Annotated in this window: 14 protein-coding genes; 6 read left to right on the top strand and 8 right to left on the bottom strand. The window is 69.9% G+C overall.

Going from position 1 to position 14,576, the window contains the following annotated elements; all coding sequences use genetic code 11:
- The first annotated feature begins 1 nt into the window (after position 1).
- Entirely contained in the window at positions 2 to 298 is a 297-nt protein-coding gene (locus EAS64_RS13925; RefSeq protein ID WP_281283264.1) for an SRPBCC domain-containing protein, read from the top strand.
- Between the two features lie 8 nt (positions 299 to 306).
- Here the strand turns inward: EAS64_RS13925 and EAS64_RS13930 are convergent, their stop codons facing one another.
- The gene (locus tag EAS64_RS13930) at positions 307 to 1,599 is read right to left on the bottom strand and encodes an RNA polymerase sigma factor (RefSeq protein WP_222849289.1); all 1,293 of its coding nucleotides are present in this window, start codon (positions 1,597 to 1,599) and stop codon (positions 307 to 309) included.
- Positions 1,587 to 1,958: a YciI family protein gene (locus EAS64_RS13935; protein ID WP_145853307.1), complete on the bottom strand. Its 372-nt coding sequence runs from the start codon at positions 1,956 to 1,958 to the stop codon at positions 1,587 to 1,589. Before EAS64_RS13935 ends, EAS64_RS13930 begins: the two co-directional genes overlap by 13 nt.
- A 126-nt stretch (positions 1,959 to 2,084) precedes the next feature.
- On the opposite strand from EAS64_RS13935, the gene EAS64_RS13940 reads away from it, so the two are divergent.
- Complete coding sequence (locus EAS64_RS13940; protein WP_246115692.1) at positions 2,085 to 3,839, top strand: CocE/NonD family hydrolase; 1,755 nt, start codon at positions 2,085 to 2,087, stop codon at positions 3,837 to 3,839.
- Positions 3,840 to 4,410: 571 nt separating this feature from the next.
- Here EAS64_RS13940 and EAS64_RS13945 read toward each other — a convergent pair.
- Together EAS64_RS13945 and EAS64_RS13950 are read right to left on the bottom strand one after the other, a co-directional pair.
- Positions 4,411 to 5,466 carry an aminoglycoside phosphotransferase family protein gene (locus EAS64_RS13945; protein ID WP_187365905.1) on the bottom strand — a complete coding sequence of 352 codons (1,056 nt, stop codon included), beginning with the start codon at positions 5,464 to 5,466 and terminating at the stop codon, positions 4,411 to 4,413.
- A 101-nt stretch (positions 5,467 to 5,567) separates the two neighbouring features.
- Positions 5,568 to 6,569, bottom strand: a complete 1,002-nt coding sequence (locus EAS64_RS13950) for an Rv3169 family protein (protein ID WP_145853310.1) — start codon at positions 6,567 to 6,569, stop codon at positions 5,568 to 5,570.
- Positions 6,570 to 6,764: 195 nt separating this feature from the next.
- On the opposite strand from EAS64_RS13950, the gene EAS64_RS13955 reads away from it, so the two are divergent.
- Entirely contained in the window at positions 6,765 to 7,091 is a 327-nt protein-coding gene (locus EAS64_RS13955; protein ID WP_145853311.1) for a hypothetical protein, read from the top strand.
- A gap of 72 nt (positions 7,092 to 7,163) precedes the next feature.
- On the opposite strand, the gene EAS64_RS13960 is transcribed toward EAS64_RS13955, so the two are convergent.
- Entirely contained in the window at positions 7,164 to 8,645 is a 1,482-nt protein-coding gene (locus EAS64_RS13960; RefSeq protein ID WP_222849290.1) for an MFS transporter, read from the bottom strand.
- Positions 8,646 to 8,653: 8 nt separating this feature from the next.
- A complete protein-coding gene (locus EAS64_RS13965) occupies positions 8,654 to 8,953 on the bottom strand; it encodes a hypothetical protein (protein WP_145853313.1) in 300 nt (99 codons plus the stop codon).
- 176 nt (positions 8,954 to 9,129) lie between these two features.
- Between EAS64_RS13965 and EAS64_RS13970 the strand changes: the two genes are divergently transcribed.
- Positions 9,130 to 10,152, top strand: coding sequence for a sigma-70 family RNA polymerase sigma factor (locus EAS64_RS13970; RefSeq protein WP_222849291.1), 1,023 nt, complete (start codon positions 9,130 to 9,132; stop codon positions 10,150 to 10,152).
- Positions 10,153 to 10,170: 18 nt separating this feature from the next.
- On the opposite strand, the gene EAS64_RS13975 is transcribed toward EAS64_RS13970, so the two are convergent.
- Entirely contained in the window at positions 10,171 to 11,070 is a 900-nt protein-coding gene (locus EAS64_RS13975; protein WP_145853315.1) for a GNAT family N-acetyltransferase, read from the bottom strand.
- A 70-nt stretch (positions 11,071 to 11,140) separates the two neighbouring features.
- Positions 11,141 to 11,971 (bottom strand): LLM class flavin-dependent oxidoreductase, encoded by an 831-nt coding sequence (locus EAS64_RS13980; RefSeq protein ID WP_145853316.1) that lies wholly within the window; start codon positions 11,969 to 11,971, stop codon positions 11,141 to 11,143.
- Positions 11,972 to 12,106: 135 nt separating this feature from the next.
- On the opposite strand from EAS64_RS13980, the gene EAS64_RS13985 reads away from it, so the two are divergent.
- Positions 12,107 to 12,964, top strand: a complete 858-nt coding sequence (locus EAS64_RS13985; protein ID WP_145853317.1) for an alpha/beta fold hydrolase — start codon at positions 12,107 to 12,109, stop codon at positions 12,962 to 12,964.
- 141 nt (positions 12,965 to 13,105) lie between these two features.
- Complete coding sequence (locus EAS64_RS13990; protein ID WP_222849292.1) at positions 13,106 to 14,416, top strand: MFS transporter; 1,311 nt, start codon at positions 13,106 to 13,108, stop codon at positions 14,414 to 14,416.
- The last annotated feature ends 160 nt before the right edge of the window (positions 14,417 to 14,576 follow it).

The raw sequence follows: 14,576 nt of genomic DNA on the forward strand, positions 1-14,576 counted from the left end.
TATTACCCGCGGCAGTCCAGGTAGCCGGGCTGCGGCCTCGTGCCGTTCGCCCGAGATCGAACGGCCCGTCCGGCTGGAGGGCACCTGGGTGTTCGACGGAAGGCCGGAGGCCGAGGCCATGGAGACGGTGGAACTGCGCGAGGAGGACGGCGTGACCACGATGACCGACCGCCTCGCCTTCAAGGACCAGGCGACTCGCGACTCGATGAAGCGGGTCAAGCCCGATGGAGTGCACGCCGACGACGGCGGCCAGGTGGCCTGGGACCGGCTCGAGGACTACCTCACCACGCTGGCGTAGCGCGCTGGTTACCCCGTAATACCGTTCCTGACGCGGTCGCGACGGTGTTGCAGGTACTCGCGTTCGGCGGTGTCGTGAGTCAGGCTGAGCGCGCTCTCGTAGGCGTCGGCGGACTCTTGTGCGCGTCCGAGCCGGTCAAGCAGGTGCGCGCGGGTGGCTCTGGCCGGCTGGAAGAGGCGGGCGTCCTGGCCTGGCTCCTCAAGCAGCGCGTCGAGCGCGGCCAGTCCCGCCGCGGGCCCGTCGACTTCGGCGGTGACAGCGGCGAGTGCGACACTGCTGCCGAGGGACGGCGCGACCGCGCGGAGCAGGCGGTGCAGGGTGAGCAGCGTCGGCCAGTCCGTCGTGCCGCCCTGCTGCCTGGCGCAGTGCACGGCCTGGATCGCGGCCTCCAGCTGGAACCGCCCCAGTTGTCCTCGCGCGTGCGCGGCCCGCAGGTGTTCGCGGCCCCGACTGATCAGCCGCGGGTTCCACAGCGCGGGATCCTGGTCGGCGAGCGGGACGAAACGCCCGTCCGTGTCAAGCCGCGCCGGCGCGCGGGCCGCTGAGAGCTCGACCAGGGCCGCTAGCCCGTGGGCTTCCGGATCGTCGGGAACCAGGTCGGTGAGCACCTCGGCCAGGTGCAGCGCCTCCGAGGGCAGCCTCCGGTCTTCCGGCCCGGTCGCCCAGTCGATGACATAAGCGCCGTAGACCGCCTCGAGGACCGAGGTCATCCGCGCCGGGAGGTCGGTCCGGTCCGGAATGCGGAAGGCAATGCCGGCCGCCTTGATGCGCTTCTTCGCCCGGACCAGGCGCGTCGCCATCGTCGTGGTCGGCACCGAGAACGCCCGCCCGACCTGCTCGGCGGTGAAGCCGAGCACTGTGTTGAGCATCAGCGGCGTGCGCACCGCGGGTCCGATCGCCGGGTGCGCGCACACGAGCATCAACTCAAGCCGCCGGTCAGGGATGGCGTCGACGTCGATGTCAGCGATGTGCGCCAGCGCGTTCCCGGCGTCGAGTGGCACGGAACGCTGCGCCTGCGCGGACTTCCACTGGTCGCGCAGCCGGTTGCGGGCGACAGTCAGCAGCCAGGCGTCGGGGTTGTCCGGCACCCCCTGCGACTGCCACGTGCGCAGGGCCCGCTCGAACGCGTCGCCAAGCGCGTCCTCCGCGGCGGCGAGGTCACTGGCGGAGGACGCGAGCAGGGCGAGCAGCCGACCGTAGCTGTCCCTGGCCGCCGCCTCCGCGGAGCGGGCCGCCGGCCCTGGCTCACCGTGGCCAGGGCCGGCTCGCAACTCTCCCCCGCCGACCGTCAGCGTGTCCACGCGCCGTCGACGAAGGCGGTCGCGGACGGGCGTACCTCGATCACGCCCCACTGGGCGCCCGGGCACTTCTCGGCCCAGCCGATGGCCGCGTCGAGATCGGGCACGTCGAGCAGGAAGATCCCGGCCAGCGCCTCCTTCGTCTCGGCGAACGGCCCGTCCTGCACCCGCAAGCCCCCGTCCCTGCGGGTCACGGTCGTCGTCGCCGTCGTCGGCTGGAGCACGTCGGCCGACAGCAGCACCCCGGCGGACTCCAGCGCCTGGCCGTAGGCGCCGAATGCCTCCCTGGCCTCCGCGAGCGCCTGCTCGCTGATCTCTCCCGCACCGGCTTCCCGGTAGTGCATCAGCAGTGTGTAACGCATCGTCGTTGCCTCCCATCCCAGTGTCGCGCCGATCGCGACAGCTGCGCCAAGATGACGATCGGACAATCCCCAGATCGTCACCGGACGGCAGGAACTCACTGGCGAGGCGAGACAATTCGTGACGTGATGATCGACGTGTCGCGTCGGCTCCAGTCGGTGTACGTGCCAGCAGCCGACGGGGTCCGGCTTGCCGTGGATGTCTGGCTGCCCGTGGAGCGCACCGCGGCGGGCGGCGCGGTCGGCACGGTCATGCGGGTCACCCGCTATCACCGCGCCGAGGCGCCGCAGGGACCCGAGCCGGCGGCGGACACCAACGCGGCGGCCGGGGACCTGTTCAACCGGGCGGGATTCGCGCTGGTCGTGGTGGACGCCCGCGGCACCGGGGCGTCGTTCGGCACGCGCGCGGGCGAACTGAGCGAGCGCGAGATCAAGGACTACGGCGAGCTGATCGACTGGGTGGCCGCACAGCCGTGGTCGAACGGCCGGGTTGGCGTCTACGGCACCTCCTACGAAGGCCAGGCGGCCGAACTGATCGCCGGGCTCGGCAATGCCCACTTGGTCGCGGTGGCGGCGCTGTTCAGCCCGTATGACCCCTACCGCGAGCTGTTCTACCCGGGCGGCTGCGGCACCGGCGGCCGGTACGCACGGTGGATGTATGAAAGCCAGCTCAAGGACGGCATCGCCGGCGCGCTTGACCGCCTCGCGGCGCTCACCGGGCAGCCGGCGGAGACGATCGCGCTGCCGTCGCCGGTGAAGCCGGTGGACGGGCCGGACGGGCGGGCCCTGCTGGACGCCGCCATCGGTGAGCATCAGGCGAACACCGATGTGCACGCGCTGATGGGCCGGGTGCCGTTCCGCGACGACCGGGTCACCGGGCTTGACTGGGAGGCCGCCGCGCCCGCTTCCGGGGCAGCCGCCGCATTCCGTGGCGTCCCGATGCTGGTGCGCGCGGGCTGGCTCGACGGCGGCTTCGCCGCGGGGGCGCTCGCGCGGTTCGCGGCCCGGGCCGGCCATCAGCAGGTCGAGATCGGGCCCTGGGGGCACGGTGGCGGCAGCTTGGCCGACACCCTGCGACCGTCTTTTACCGCGGAGCACGATCCGCTGAGCATCGCGAGCCAGGACAGACGCCTCGTGGAGTTCCTCGCCAGGTACCTGGAGAGAGACCGTGAGGTGGCGGGGGGAAGCACGCTTACGTTCGGGACTCTCGGCATAGGCGAATGGCATACCGTCACCCGCTGGCCGCCCGCGGATACCGGAACGCAGCGGTGGTACCTCGGCCCGATGGCCGGCCTGACGCGGGAGGCGGGCCCGGCCGCGACCGTGACCCACCGCGCCGACGTCACGGCGTCCACCGGGGCCACGAACAGATGGCTGGCCATCGACCTGGACAAGGCGCCCGGCTATCCCGGCCGCCGGGATGCCGATGACTCGCTGCTCACCTTCACCAGCGGGCCACTGCCAGCCGATGTCCATGTTCTCGGGTTCCCGGTGGTGACGGTGCGCCTGGCCACCTCCGGCACCGACGGCGCGGTCTACGTCTACCTCGAAGCCGTTGGTCCCGATGCCGACGTCAGCTACCTGACCGAGGGCTGCCTGCGCTTCCTGCATCGCAGGGCAGCCGGCGCTGCTGAACCGGCGCGCCTGGGGGTACCGCGGACCTTCGCCCGGCCGGACGCCCTTCCGGTGGTTCCGGGGACTCCCATGGACCTGGCCGTGCCACTGCTGCCCGTCTCCGCCGTCGTCCCGGCCGGACACCGGGTCAGGGTCGCCATCACCGGGCACGATGCGTCCTGCTTCACCAGGTACGGCCCGGCGGAGGAGACCTTCACCCTGAGCCTTGGCGGCGACTCCCACCTCGACCTCCCGGTCCGGTCCGGCTAGCCTGTCGCGCTGTGCGGGTCCCGGATCGCGGGCCTGAGTACTTTCGCCTGCGCGGCTGATTACAACGGCTCTGCCGGCGCGGGACGCGCGGCCTCGATGGTTGTCTCATGATGAAGACCCGCAAGAACCGCGAACTCACCCGATAACCGGCATTGATGATCGATTGCGTCACCGGAGTCGCGCGGGGTGAGTGAGGTGCCCCGCAGCGCGGAACACTGTATCAGCGAGGGTATGCGAAAGGGGTGACGTAACCCGCTAACCAGGGCAAACTTCCGCAGACCGGGCGCCAAGTGAACAAGGAAAGCGATGCCGTTAGAAAAGTAACCCGATCCGATTCGGAGCTAACCCATGGGCTACTACGTGATCCTCGCCGTCGTCGTCGCTGCCTACGGGTGGTGGAGGCTCTCGCTGCGCTTGTGGCCATACGCGCCGTGCCGCTGGTGCCGGGGGCGTAAAGGGAACAGCCTGGGAAGCAGCAAGGGACGCTGGGGCGAGTGCTGGAGATGCGACGGCAAGGGGAAGCGCCTGCGATGGGGTGCGCACGAGTTAGCGATGCGCCCGAGCTCTGGTTTCAGTCTCTCTTAAGGGCTGCCGGTGCGTCGAGGTCGGCGGCCATCTGCGCGGAGCGGTTGGCCATCGCCATGAACATGGCGTCGCCGCGATCGGTGCGCCCGACCATCATGGACGCGAAGACGGCCATGAGCAGGCTGCCGTAGCTCGACCGCACGTAGTCGCGCCAGCAGCGATCGAACGGGTAGCCGCCGACGCCGTAGTCCTCGACGAGCAGCCGGTGATAGCGGGCGAGGAGGGCGCGTTCACACGAACGGCGCCGCTCGGGCTCGAATGCGCTGCCGAGGAAGTAGGCGACGTCGCTGGGACCGACGCCGAGCCGCACGGTCTGCCAGTCGACTACGGTCAGCGGCCGGTCCACTGTGCCGGCGGCGAAAAGCATGTTGTCGAGCCGGTAGTCGCTGTGCACCGGTGTGCGCGGTCCCGACCCGCTCGCGAGCAGCTCCGGCACGAGCGCGGCGACCTGAGGACCGGCCTCGAGCGTGACCGGGTTGAGCGCGGCGCGGTAGCGCTCGACGAACGGCTCCCAGATGACGCCGAGCATCGCGGCTATGGCCGCGGAAGTATCGCCGCGATCGAGCCAGGGCAACTCCTCCAGGGTCGGGTCGCCCCAGCGTGGCCCGTGCAGCCGGGCCGCTTCCTCAACGGCGAGACTGGCCTGCCGCACCGTGCAGCCGGCGATCTGGTCACCCTGCTCCGCAGGCGCTATGTCCTCCATGACCAGCACGACGTCGGCGGTACCAGACCGGACCTCGGCGAAGTGGCAATGCGGGCGGCTGATGTCGACCGTGCGGGCCAGATCCCGGTAGAAGGCGACCTCGGTCTCGTAGGTGAGCGCCGCCACACCTGCGGCCTTGCTCGCCTCGTCACGCGAGGAGAACTTGCACACCACCGTCGCCGGAGCCTTGGGCCCGGCGCGGTCGTAGCTGAGCGCGTACCGCACATTGGCGCCGACCTGGCCGGTGCCAATCGGCGACGCCCCAAACGAAGAGACTCTCGTGGCCGCGCCGATGGCGCCCGCATGCCGCAGCACGTGGGTGAGCCACTCGGGCGTCACGCGGTCCGGGTCAGCGATAAGAGGCGGCCTTGATGGCATCGGTAAGGCTCCCCGGCAGTGCGGGCGGCCGGCGCACCGGTCAGCGTGCCAGCGGACGGCGGTCATGCCGGCAGTGTCCCCTCGACCACCGCATCGGGGAAGAAGCAGTGGTGGCGGGCGCCGGTGATCTCGTAGATGGCGGTGCCCCGCCGTCCGTCGCTCGTACTCACTCGCATCAGGTTGAGCCCTCCGCGATGGAACGGCTCGTAGCCGCGGGCCATAGTGCCCTGCGCGTCGACTTCGATGACTCTCCGGTCGGCGAGAGTGAACGTGGCGGACGCGATGAGGCCAGTGACACCGTCGCCGTGCTCACCGTAGGCAGCCGGCTGGCCATCGGTTCCGATCCAGCGGGCGTCGTAACGGAAGCCGACGACGGGCACCGGCTCGGACATGTCAGCGCCGGCCCAGCAGCCGTCGCAGTACACGATCGCGCCATTTGGGAGCTCCCAGTGCCAGACGCCGAGGAACCCGTCGTCGAGCTGGATCTGCCACCACAACCACAGGGGGCAGCGCCCGTGGTCGCGGATGCCCCATGAGTGGTCGCGCTGGCCGATCCAGCCGTCGACCTCATAGCCGGTGCCGTCGACCGTGTAGGCGCCGGTGTAGATGCCGGACTGGAAGACGTGGGACTGATCCCACACCAGCTCGCCACCAGCCCGCATGGTGCCCCGGCGCAGCCCGTAGGGCTGAGTTCTGGCCCGCCATGTCAGGTCCAAGCCGATCCCGCCATCTGACGGCTCGGCCCAAAGCCGTACCTCACGCATCGGGGTCACGACGTCGACACGAGCGCCGGGAACCATCGCCGTCTGGGGGTCATCACCGTAGGGCCGGCCTTTCATCACGAGCAGCTGCCGGCCTGCGACCCGTCCCATCTGCAGTGAGTCCACCCGCTCCTGGGCGGGGTAGTGAGCCATCGTGAAGAAGACCGCGTCGCCGTCACCCGACGGGGCGTGCAGCTCGTAGAAGTAGCTTTCACGCCAATGGCGGTGATGCACGGCGACGTTCGGAAGGAGCTCGGGGATCTGATGTACGAAATACTCGTCCATCGCCGTCGGTCTCGTCACGAAGGATCTCCTCGGTCGAAGAAGCTTGGTACGGCGCGAGCGGCTGCGCGTCAGGTCGCGTCCCCGCCGCCGTAAACGTATAGTCGTATGCCTGACTTGCATAGGGCCGTGCGATGCGGCCGACGGCGGGCGATCACTCACAGAGAAGACGGCCGGAGTGATCAGTTGATTTATCGCGTGGTCGGAGAGTCGAGCATGTGGGTCTGGTCGGAGGACTCCGGCGCCTTGGAGATCTCACTGGGCCCAGGCCGGCTGATGGGTGCATACACCGCGGGAGTCGCGGATGATGCATGGGGCGACCTGCCGATGCCCATGCTGTCTAACCCCCGAGTGCGCTTCTGGTTCACAGAGCGCGGATGGCGTGCTTACGGCCTGCGCGTGGCGGCCGGGGCGCGGGCCAGCGGCCGCGCCTTCCGCGTCATCCGGCGCAAGAATCCGCCCAGGTCCGCGGTGGTCTACCGAGACGACTGGCAAGTCGCGCTGCTGCCTGACCGCCAAGAGCCTGCGGGTGTGAACTGGTAGACCGCGCGAAGCGTGCGGCGCTTTCGGGGTCGCCCGTCAGCGCCGCACACCCGGCGATTTTGTTGTGTCGTGTTATGCGGAGTCGTAGGAGGGTTCCAGGTGTTGTTGGGTTTCTGGTGTGGCGGCGGGTTCGCCGCGGGTGTTGGAGGCGCGCAGCGCGATGGCTCCGGCTGCCACGAGGCAGAGGGCGCTGACGAGCAGGGCCCGCTGGAATCCGGCGGTGAGTGCCTCCGGGGGCGGGGTGCGGGCGGCCAGCAGGTGGCTGGTGCGGCTGGTCGCGATCCCGCTGAACACCGCCAGGCCGAGCGCTGACCCCAGCTGGAAAGAGGCGGTGATCAGGGCCGCGGCCAATCCGGCTTGATCCTTCGGCACGCCCGCGTTCGCGGCCGTTTGCACACCGGCATACAGCAGCCCCAGCCCGGCCGCCATGACCACCAGCGGGGCGAGCAGGTTGCCGAGATAGGTGCCATCCACCGGGATGCGGGACAGCCACCAGATGCCGCCGGCGGCGAGCAGCGCGCCGGAGACGATGATCGGGCGGGTGCCGGTCCTGACGAACATCTTCGTTGCCACGGTGGAGCCGAACCCGATGCCGACGGTCACCGGCAGATACGAGACCCCGGTCCGCAGCTGGGAGTAGCCCAGGACGTTCTGCATATACAGCGTGACGAAGAAGAACATCGAGTAGAACCCGGCCCAAGCGATCACCTGGGTGGCATCGGCCGCGGCCAGGCCCTTGATCCGGAAGATCGACACCGGGATCAGCGGATGGGCGCGCCGCTGCTCATTGACCACGAACGCGGCCATCAGCACCGCCGAGGCGGCCAGCCCGCCGATGGTGCGGCCCGCATCCCAGCCCTCGTCCGGCGCCTTCACCAACGTGAAGATCAGCAGCAGCATGCTACCGGTGACCAGCACCGCGCCCAGGGCGTCGAACCCGCCCGGCACGGACCGGCCGTGGTCGTCCTGCAGGATCCGGAACGCTCCGAACAGCACCAGCGCACACATCGGGAGGTTCACGAAGAACACCCACCGCCAGCCGAAGTCCTGGGTGAGCAGCCCGCCGAAGAACACCCCCACCGCCGCGGCCAGTCCGCTAATCCCGGCCCACACGCCCAGCGCCTTGTGCCGGTCGGAGTGCTGGAAGGTGGTGGTCAGGATGGACAGCGCGGCCGGGGACATCATCGCCGCCCCGAACCCCTGGGCGAGCCGGGCGCCGACCAGCAGCCCCTGGCTGTCGGCCAGCCCGCAGGCCAGCGAGGAGGCCGCGAACAGCGCGGTCCCGGCGATCAGCAGCCGCCGCCGGCCCAGCAGGTCCCCGGCCCGACCGCCCAGCAGCAGGAACCCGCCGTAGGTGATCAGATAGCCGCTGACCACCCACTGCAGGTTCTGCACCGAGAACCCCAGATGCGTACGGATGGTCGGCAGCGCGACGTTCACGATCGAGCCGTCCACGACGTCCAGGAACGTCACCGCGCACAGCAGCGCCAGCGTGACCTTGCCGCGCCCGGTCGCCAGGAACGACCCCTCCGGCGGCGCCGTCGATGCGGTCATGGCGTCGCTCATGACGCGGCGGCTTCTATCACAGGGCCGACCTCGACCCCGCCGCCGACCCGCATCACCGGGCAGTCCTTGGCCAGCGCCAGCGCGGAGTCCATGTCCGCGGCGGACACCACCGAGTAGGCGACCATCCGGGAGCCGCTGCCGCCGACCTCGCCGAGCGACGCGTAATCGGTCACCGCGTTGCCGACGTCCACCAGGGCCGAGCCCAGCCCGCCGAACCAGGCCTGCCACTCGGCCGCCGTCCCGGCATGGGGCGCGTAGTCGGCGGGCACGCGGAAGGAGAAAACGTACTTGGCCATGATCTGTGGTCCTGTTCTGTATCCGGGGCGCGCCCCGGACTGAGGCCGCCGCTAACCGGGTAGGCGCCCGCGCGGCCATGAATTGGGCGCGCGGACACCGCCCAATTCGCGGGCCGGCGGCGTCGGTATGGGTAAGAAAGCCAAGCACCCAGTGGAAAGAAGAAATGCGAGGATGCATGGAGACCTCGGACCTGATCGCCAGGGCCGTCGCCGGCGACCACGACGCGTTTCGCGAACTGGTCGAAGTGCACTCTCACGAGTTGCAGGTGCATTGCTACCGCATCCTCGGGTCAGTGCAGGACGCCGAGGACGCGCTCCAGGAGACCCTCGTGTCCGCCTGGCGTAGCCTGGGCGACTTCGGGCAGCGGTCCTCGCTGCGGACCTGGCTGTATCAGATCGCGACCAACCGGTGCTTGAGCATGCTACGCGCGGACAGTCGACGGCCACGCAGCGCGACCTCGCTCCCCGACGTGTCGCTGCCCGAGCCGACCGGCGTCAGCGACGTTCCGCCGTGGCTGGAACCATATCCGGACGTGCTGCTTGACAAGCTCGTCGACCAGGCGCCCGGTCCAGAGGCCCGCTACGAGACCACGGAGGCGATCTCGCTCGCGTTCATCACCGCCCTGCAACTACTGCCGCCGCGGCAGCGCGCCGTACTTGTGCTGCGCGACGTTCTTGGCTACCGCGCGGGCGAGGCAGCTCAGATGCTCGATGCCACCCAGGAATCGGTGCACAGCGCACTCAAGCGAGCGCGGGCCACGGTCGACAATTACCTAGCGGAGTCGGGGAGCGGCAGGCCCGCGTATCAGCCGGACACCGCGGCCGAACATCGGCTCGTGGCCCGGTTGACCGACGCGATCGAACGGGCCGACCTCGAGGCGCTGGTAGGACTGCTCGTGGCGGATGTCCGGCTCTCCATGCCGCCTGCCATGGTCGAGTACCGGGGAGTCGACGTGGCACGTCGCATCTTCACGACAGTCACCTTCCGGCCCGGCCGGTCGTACCGGGTGGTGCCGACTCGCGCGAACGGCCAGCCGACGTTCGGCATGTACATGGCCGATCCGCACACGGGTGTCTACCGGGGATATTCACTGCTCGTCGTTACGATCGTCGGTTACCGCATCACCGTGGTCACCGGCTTCGACGCGAGCCTGATACCACGGTTCGGGCTGCCTCGGACGCTTCACGGAACAGACTGAACTACCAGGTCGTAGCGGTCAGGGCAAGCCTGTCAGGGGCAGGCCGGCCTGCATGGTGAGGCTTTCGGTGCGGGTGGAGAAGCCCAGGCGCGTGTTCAGGGCTCGCATGCCGTCGTTGCCGCGCTGGGTCCAGGTGTAGACCTCGCGCAGCTCGTGGGAAGCCGCCCAGACCAGGCAGGTCTGCTTGAGCGCAACTGCTACGCCGCGGCGGCGCCAGTCACGGCGCACGACGGTGACCGCATGCTCGGCCCGCCCCGGGTCGTCGGTGTCGGGCAGCAGTCCCGCACAGCCGATCACCTCGCCCTTGGCCAGGGCTACGAACATGGCGTCCGGGTCGGTGATCCACTCCCTTTCCCACTGCTCCAGGCTGATATCCAGCGGCGAGAGCGTGGCCATGTCCTTGAACGCCTGCACGCCCACGGCCTGGTATGCCGCGCGCCATAGCCCGGGCCGGCTGCTCACCGGGACGATCACCACGCCCTCCGGCACCTGCGGGACCGGCTCGCCGCCGATCACGCGGACCTGCTCGACCTGCCGGTCCACCTCGCGGAAGCCGTACCGCTCGGCGAAGCGGACAGAGCCGGCGTCTTCCACGTTGCTGCCCACCACGGCGAACCCCATACCGGCCGCCCGCTCGGCCAGCTCTCGCAAGATCGCCGTGCCGATGCCCCTGCGTCGCCAGTCCGGCAGCACCCGGGCCGAGACCGCGCCCCGGTCGGCCAGGTCTGACTTGCCGACGACTCCCGAGCCTGCCAGCACGCCGTCCGCCTCGGCGAGCAGGAACTGCAGCTGCGGGCCGGCCTGCGCGCGCAGGGACTCGGCAGAGTCTGCCCGCTCGCGAGGCACCACCGCCAGGCGCACCTGCCGCCACGCGGTATAGTCCCCGTCGCTGGTGACCAGTCGAACCGCGATCGCCATGGGCCGACAGTAGGCCGCGTTCCAGCCGCGGATCAACGCATTTACCGACCTTGGGACCGGAGTCGCACAGTCAATGTCCGGTCAGCTCAGCGACGACGGGAGCGAGCGCGTCAACGGCGTTGGCGCCGACAACGAAGTAGGAGAAGCCGCCGTCCTCCCGCCGCCGCAAGATCTCCTCGGTGGCCGCCGCCGGATCGCTCGGGAGTATCAGAAGCGAGTCCGCCGCGCGTAGCGCGGCCGGGTCCGTGTCGGGGGGTGTCATGAACGGGGCGACGGCGTCGCCAACCACCGGCACGTGCAGCGCGAGTTCGACGTCCCGGACCGCGCGGAAGTCGGCCGCCAGCCGCATCGTCGTGGCCCGGGTGTCCCCCGGCCACGCGGCGAACGTGACCGTGTCGGCCAGGTCGGCCGCCAGTGCCAGGGCCTTCGGGCCACGCACGGCCATCACCACGGGCGTGTAAAGGTCCGGGCCATCGAGTTCCCTGAGCGCGGTGACGGTGTCGCGCACCTGCGACAACCGCTCGCCCGGTGTCTCCACCGGCAGGCCCAGCTCGCGCAGTTCGTCCTCGATCCCTGGTCTCCCGGTGCCGATGCCCATCTCGAAGCGACCCTCGGTGAGCACCGACAGTGAGTGCGCCTCCCACGACATACTCCATGGCATCCGCAGCGGAGCGGCATATACCCACGTGCCCACCCGCAGGTCGGCGAGAGTCGCCGCGACAGCCAACGTGGGTCCGGGCGCCGGCTGCCACTGCTGAACGTCTGGCATCAGAAGTGTCGAGAAACCGCAGTCGGCGATAAGGCGCACCTGGTCTCGCCACGCCGGCAGATCAGTTCTGAGGGGGGCGACGACCCCGAATCGAAACGGTCTCGTTCCGCCGCTCGCCTGATTGTCGGCCATGCTCGCTGTCCTTTCGCTCGCCTCGGCAGACCTGCGCACCACCCGAAACTCATCGGCCGAGTCACCAGATGAGTTTCCTCCCCGCCGGCCGTCGATCTCTGAGAGTCAACGACCCGCAGCCCTGGAGGTTCACCGATGCATCCGACCGTCCACTCGTTCCGCACCTCTGGCGGCGTCACACTCGGGGTCGAGCACTTCGGCGACGCGACGGCGCCGCTGGTTCTGCTCGCGGGCGGCACGACCATTCTCTCCTGGCCCGACGCGCTCTGCGAGGCACTCGCGCGCGGCGGGCGCCACGTCGTGCGGTACGACCTGCGCGATTGCGGCGCGTCCACCACTGTCGACCCCGAGTCACCTGCCTACACGTTGCGCGATCTCGCAGCCGACGCCGCGAGGCTTGCCCGCGAACTCGACGACCGGCCGGCGCACCTGGCGGGCATCGGCGTCGGCGGGATGGTCGCCCAGGTCGCCGCGCTCGACTACTCGGACTCGTTCTCGGCGCTCACCCTGGCCGGAACGCGGCCCGTCGCTCCAGGCCCGGTCGACGACGACCTGCCCGACCATGACGCGGCGACGATGGGCCGGCTGTTCTCCCGCTCGATGCCCGACTGGTCCGACCGGGCCGCGGTAGCGGAGTTTGCCGCCGAAGGAGCGGAGATCCTCGGCGACGACCCCGCCGCCGCGCGCACGGCCGCCGCGCGCCGGTGGGACCGCACGCCGGGCACGGAGCCCGCGGTGCAGATGGCCAACCAGCTTGGCATGGTGTTCGCCAAGCTCGACTGCGCACCGCGCTGGCGCGAGCGCCTGCCCGAGCTCGCGATCCCGGCGCTGGTGGTGCACGGTCGCCGCGACCCGTTCTTCCCTGTCGGCAACGGCGAAGCGCTCGCGCGCGAGATCCCCGGTGCGCGGCTGCTCGTGCTCGAACGCGCCGCGACGGCGATCCCCGATGCGGCCGCCGGCGAGGTCGCGGCGGCGATGCTCGCGCTCTACTAGGCAACGAACGACGGCACCGGACCGCCTGGGTATGCCTCGTGTCTGCCTTGGCGGCGGCCGGAATAACCTGTCGCGATCGAAGGCGGGGCCCGGTACCGTGTTCGATAAAATTGCCACAAGAACCACCATAGGGGACATTTCGTGACTGCCGATGCCGGACGGCTGCGCAGACTCCTCAACCGCGTGCTCTCCGACGACCCGCTGGTCCGGGCGACAGCGATCCAGAGCGCCATATTCGCGTTCGGCACTGGCACGTTCATCACCGGCGAGGCCGTCTACTCCATCAAGATCATCGGGCTTACGGTGGCCGAGGCCGGCCTCGGCCTCACCATCGGCATGGCGTCGCAGTTCCTGGTCTCCATCCCCTTCGGGCGCCTCGCTGACCGGATTGGCGCACGGACCTGCTGGGGCATCGGCAACGCGCTGCAGGCAGTGGCGTTCCTGGGCTGGCTGTTCGCGCACGGCTTCTGGCCCTTCATCGCCGTGGTTGTCGGCCGGGAGGTTACCGCGCAACTAGGCCAGATCGGCTGGTCCACCTACCGGCTGGCAGCCTTCCCTCGCGAGACCAGGGTTCTCTCCGGCGCCTACAACCGGGCGGCCCTCAACGTCGGCTTCACCGTGGGTGCCCTGTTCGGCGGCATCGCGCTGGCGACCGGGTCCCTGACAGTCATCCGGTTCATCCCGATCCTGACCGCGGCCATCCTCCTCGTCAGCGCCGCCATGATCAGGCGACTGCCAGGGGCGGCCACTCAGCCTTCTAACAGCCAGCCCGCCGAGGCCCGGCCCTCCGTGGCCGCACCCAGCGCTCCGCGGGGACGCCCGGCAATCCGGAACGCCGGCTTTGTGGTCACCTCGTTCTTCGACGGACTGCTGTCGTCGCACCAGACACTGCTGCTGACCGTCATCCCGCTCTGGCTGGTCGCCGACACCAATGCCCCGCGCGTTCTGCTGGCCTGGCTGTTCGCCACCAACACCATTGGCGCCGTCCTGTTCCAGGTACCGGTCTCCCGCACCGTGAAGGACCTGACAACGGCCATGCGGGCCGAAGCCCGGGCGGCGGCGTTCATGGTGGCGTCCTGCCTGATCATCCTCGTTACCGACCACACGGTCATCTGGCTGACCATCCCGCTGATCTGGCTCGCCCACGTGACGGTCACCGGTTCGGAACTCTTCGAGTCCTCCGCCTCCTGGAGCCTGCAGTCGGAGCTGAGCGATCAGTCCCGGCTCGGCGACTACCAGGGGGTCGCCTCCGTGGCGAACACCCTCGGCATCATCTGGACCCCGGCGCTCTACACCTTCCTGGCGACCACCCTGCACGCCACGGGCTGGCTGATCATCGCGGCAATCGTCGTGACCGCCGCCGCGGGAATCCGTCCCTCCGCCCGGATGGCCCGGCAATACCTGGCGGAAGGCCGCGACGCTCCCAAACCGGTCCCAGCCGCAGCCGAATAACGCTCGCCTCCGGTCACCGTGGCGTGACCAGCGTCTCGCCAGTGTCCCTGGCGCGACCTGACCGCAGCAGGAGCGGTAACTCACTAGCGGTGCGGCTCATGCCCGGCAGACGCGGCGACTCGCGTTGCCGCTTCTTTGATGCCAAGCGCAGGACGACAGG

Origin of the sequence: Trebonia kvetii (assembly GCF_007827045.1) — a bacterium.
In the GTDB taxonomy this organism is placed as follows: domain Bacteria; phylum Actinomycetota; class Actinomycetes; order Streptosporangiales; family Streptosporangiaceae; genus Trebonia; species Trebonia kvetii.

What these genes read in the sequence shown, in the direction of transcription:
- EAS64_RS13935 (WP_145853307.1), bottom strand. Translation starts at nt 1,958, where the DNA reads ATGCGTTACACACTGCTGATGCACTACCGGGAAGCCGGTGCGGGAGAG.
- EAS64_RS13940 (WP_246115692.1), top strand. Translation starts at nt 2,085, where the DNA reads ATGATCGACGTGTCGCGTCGGCTCCAGTCGGTGTACGTGCCAGCAGCC.
- EAS64_RS13955 (WP_145853311.1), top strand. Translation starts at nt 6,765, where the DNA reads ATGTGGGTCTGGTCGGAGGACTCCGGCGCCTTGGAGATCTCACTGGGC.
- EAS64_RS13960 (WP_222849290.1), bottom strand. Translation starts at nt 8,645, where the DNA reads ATGACCGCATCGACGGCGCCGCCGGAGGGGTCGTTCCTGGCGACCGGG.
- EAS64_RS13965 (WP_145853313.1), bottom strand. Translation starts at nt 8,953, where the DNA reads ATGGCCAAGTACGTTTTCTCCTTCCGCGTGCCCGCCGACTACGCGCCC.
- EAS64_RS13970 (WP_222849291.1), top strand. Translation starts at nt 9,130, where the DNA reads ATGGAGACCTCGGACCTGATCGCCAGGGCCGTCGCCGGCGACCACGAC.
- EAS64_RS13975 (WP_145853315.1), bottom strand. Translation starts at nt 11,070, where the DNA reads ATGGCGATCGCGGTTCGACTGGTCACCAGCGACGGGGACTATACCGCG.
- EAS64_RS13980 (WP_145853316.1), bottom strand. Translation starts at nt 11,971, where the DNA reads ATGGCCGACAATCAGGCGAGCGGCGGAACGAGACCGTTTCGATTCGGG.
- EAS64_RS13985 (WP_145853317.1), top strand. Translation starts at nt 12,107, where the DNA reads ATGCATCCGACCGTCCACTCGTTCCGCACCTCTGGCGGCGTCACACTC.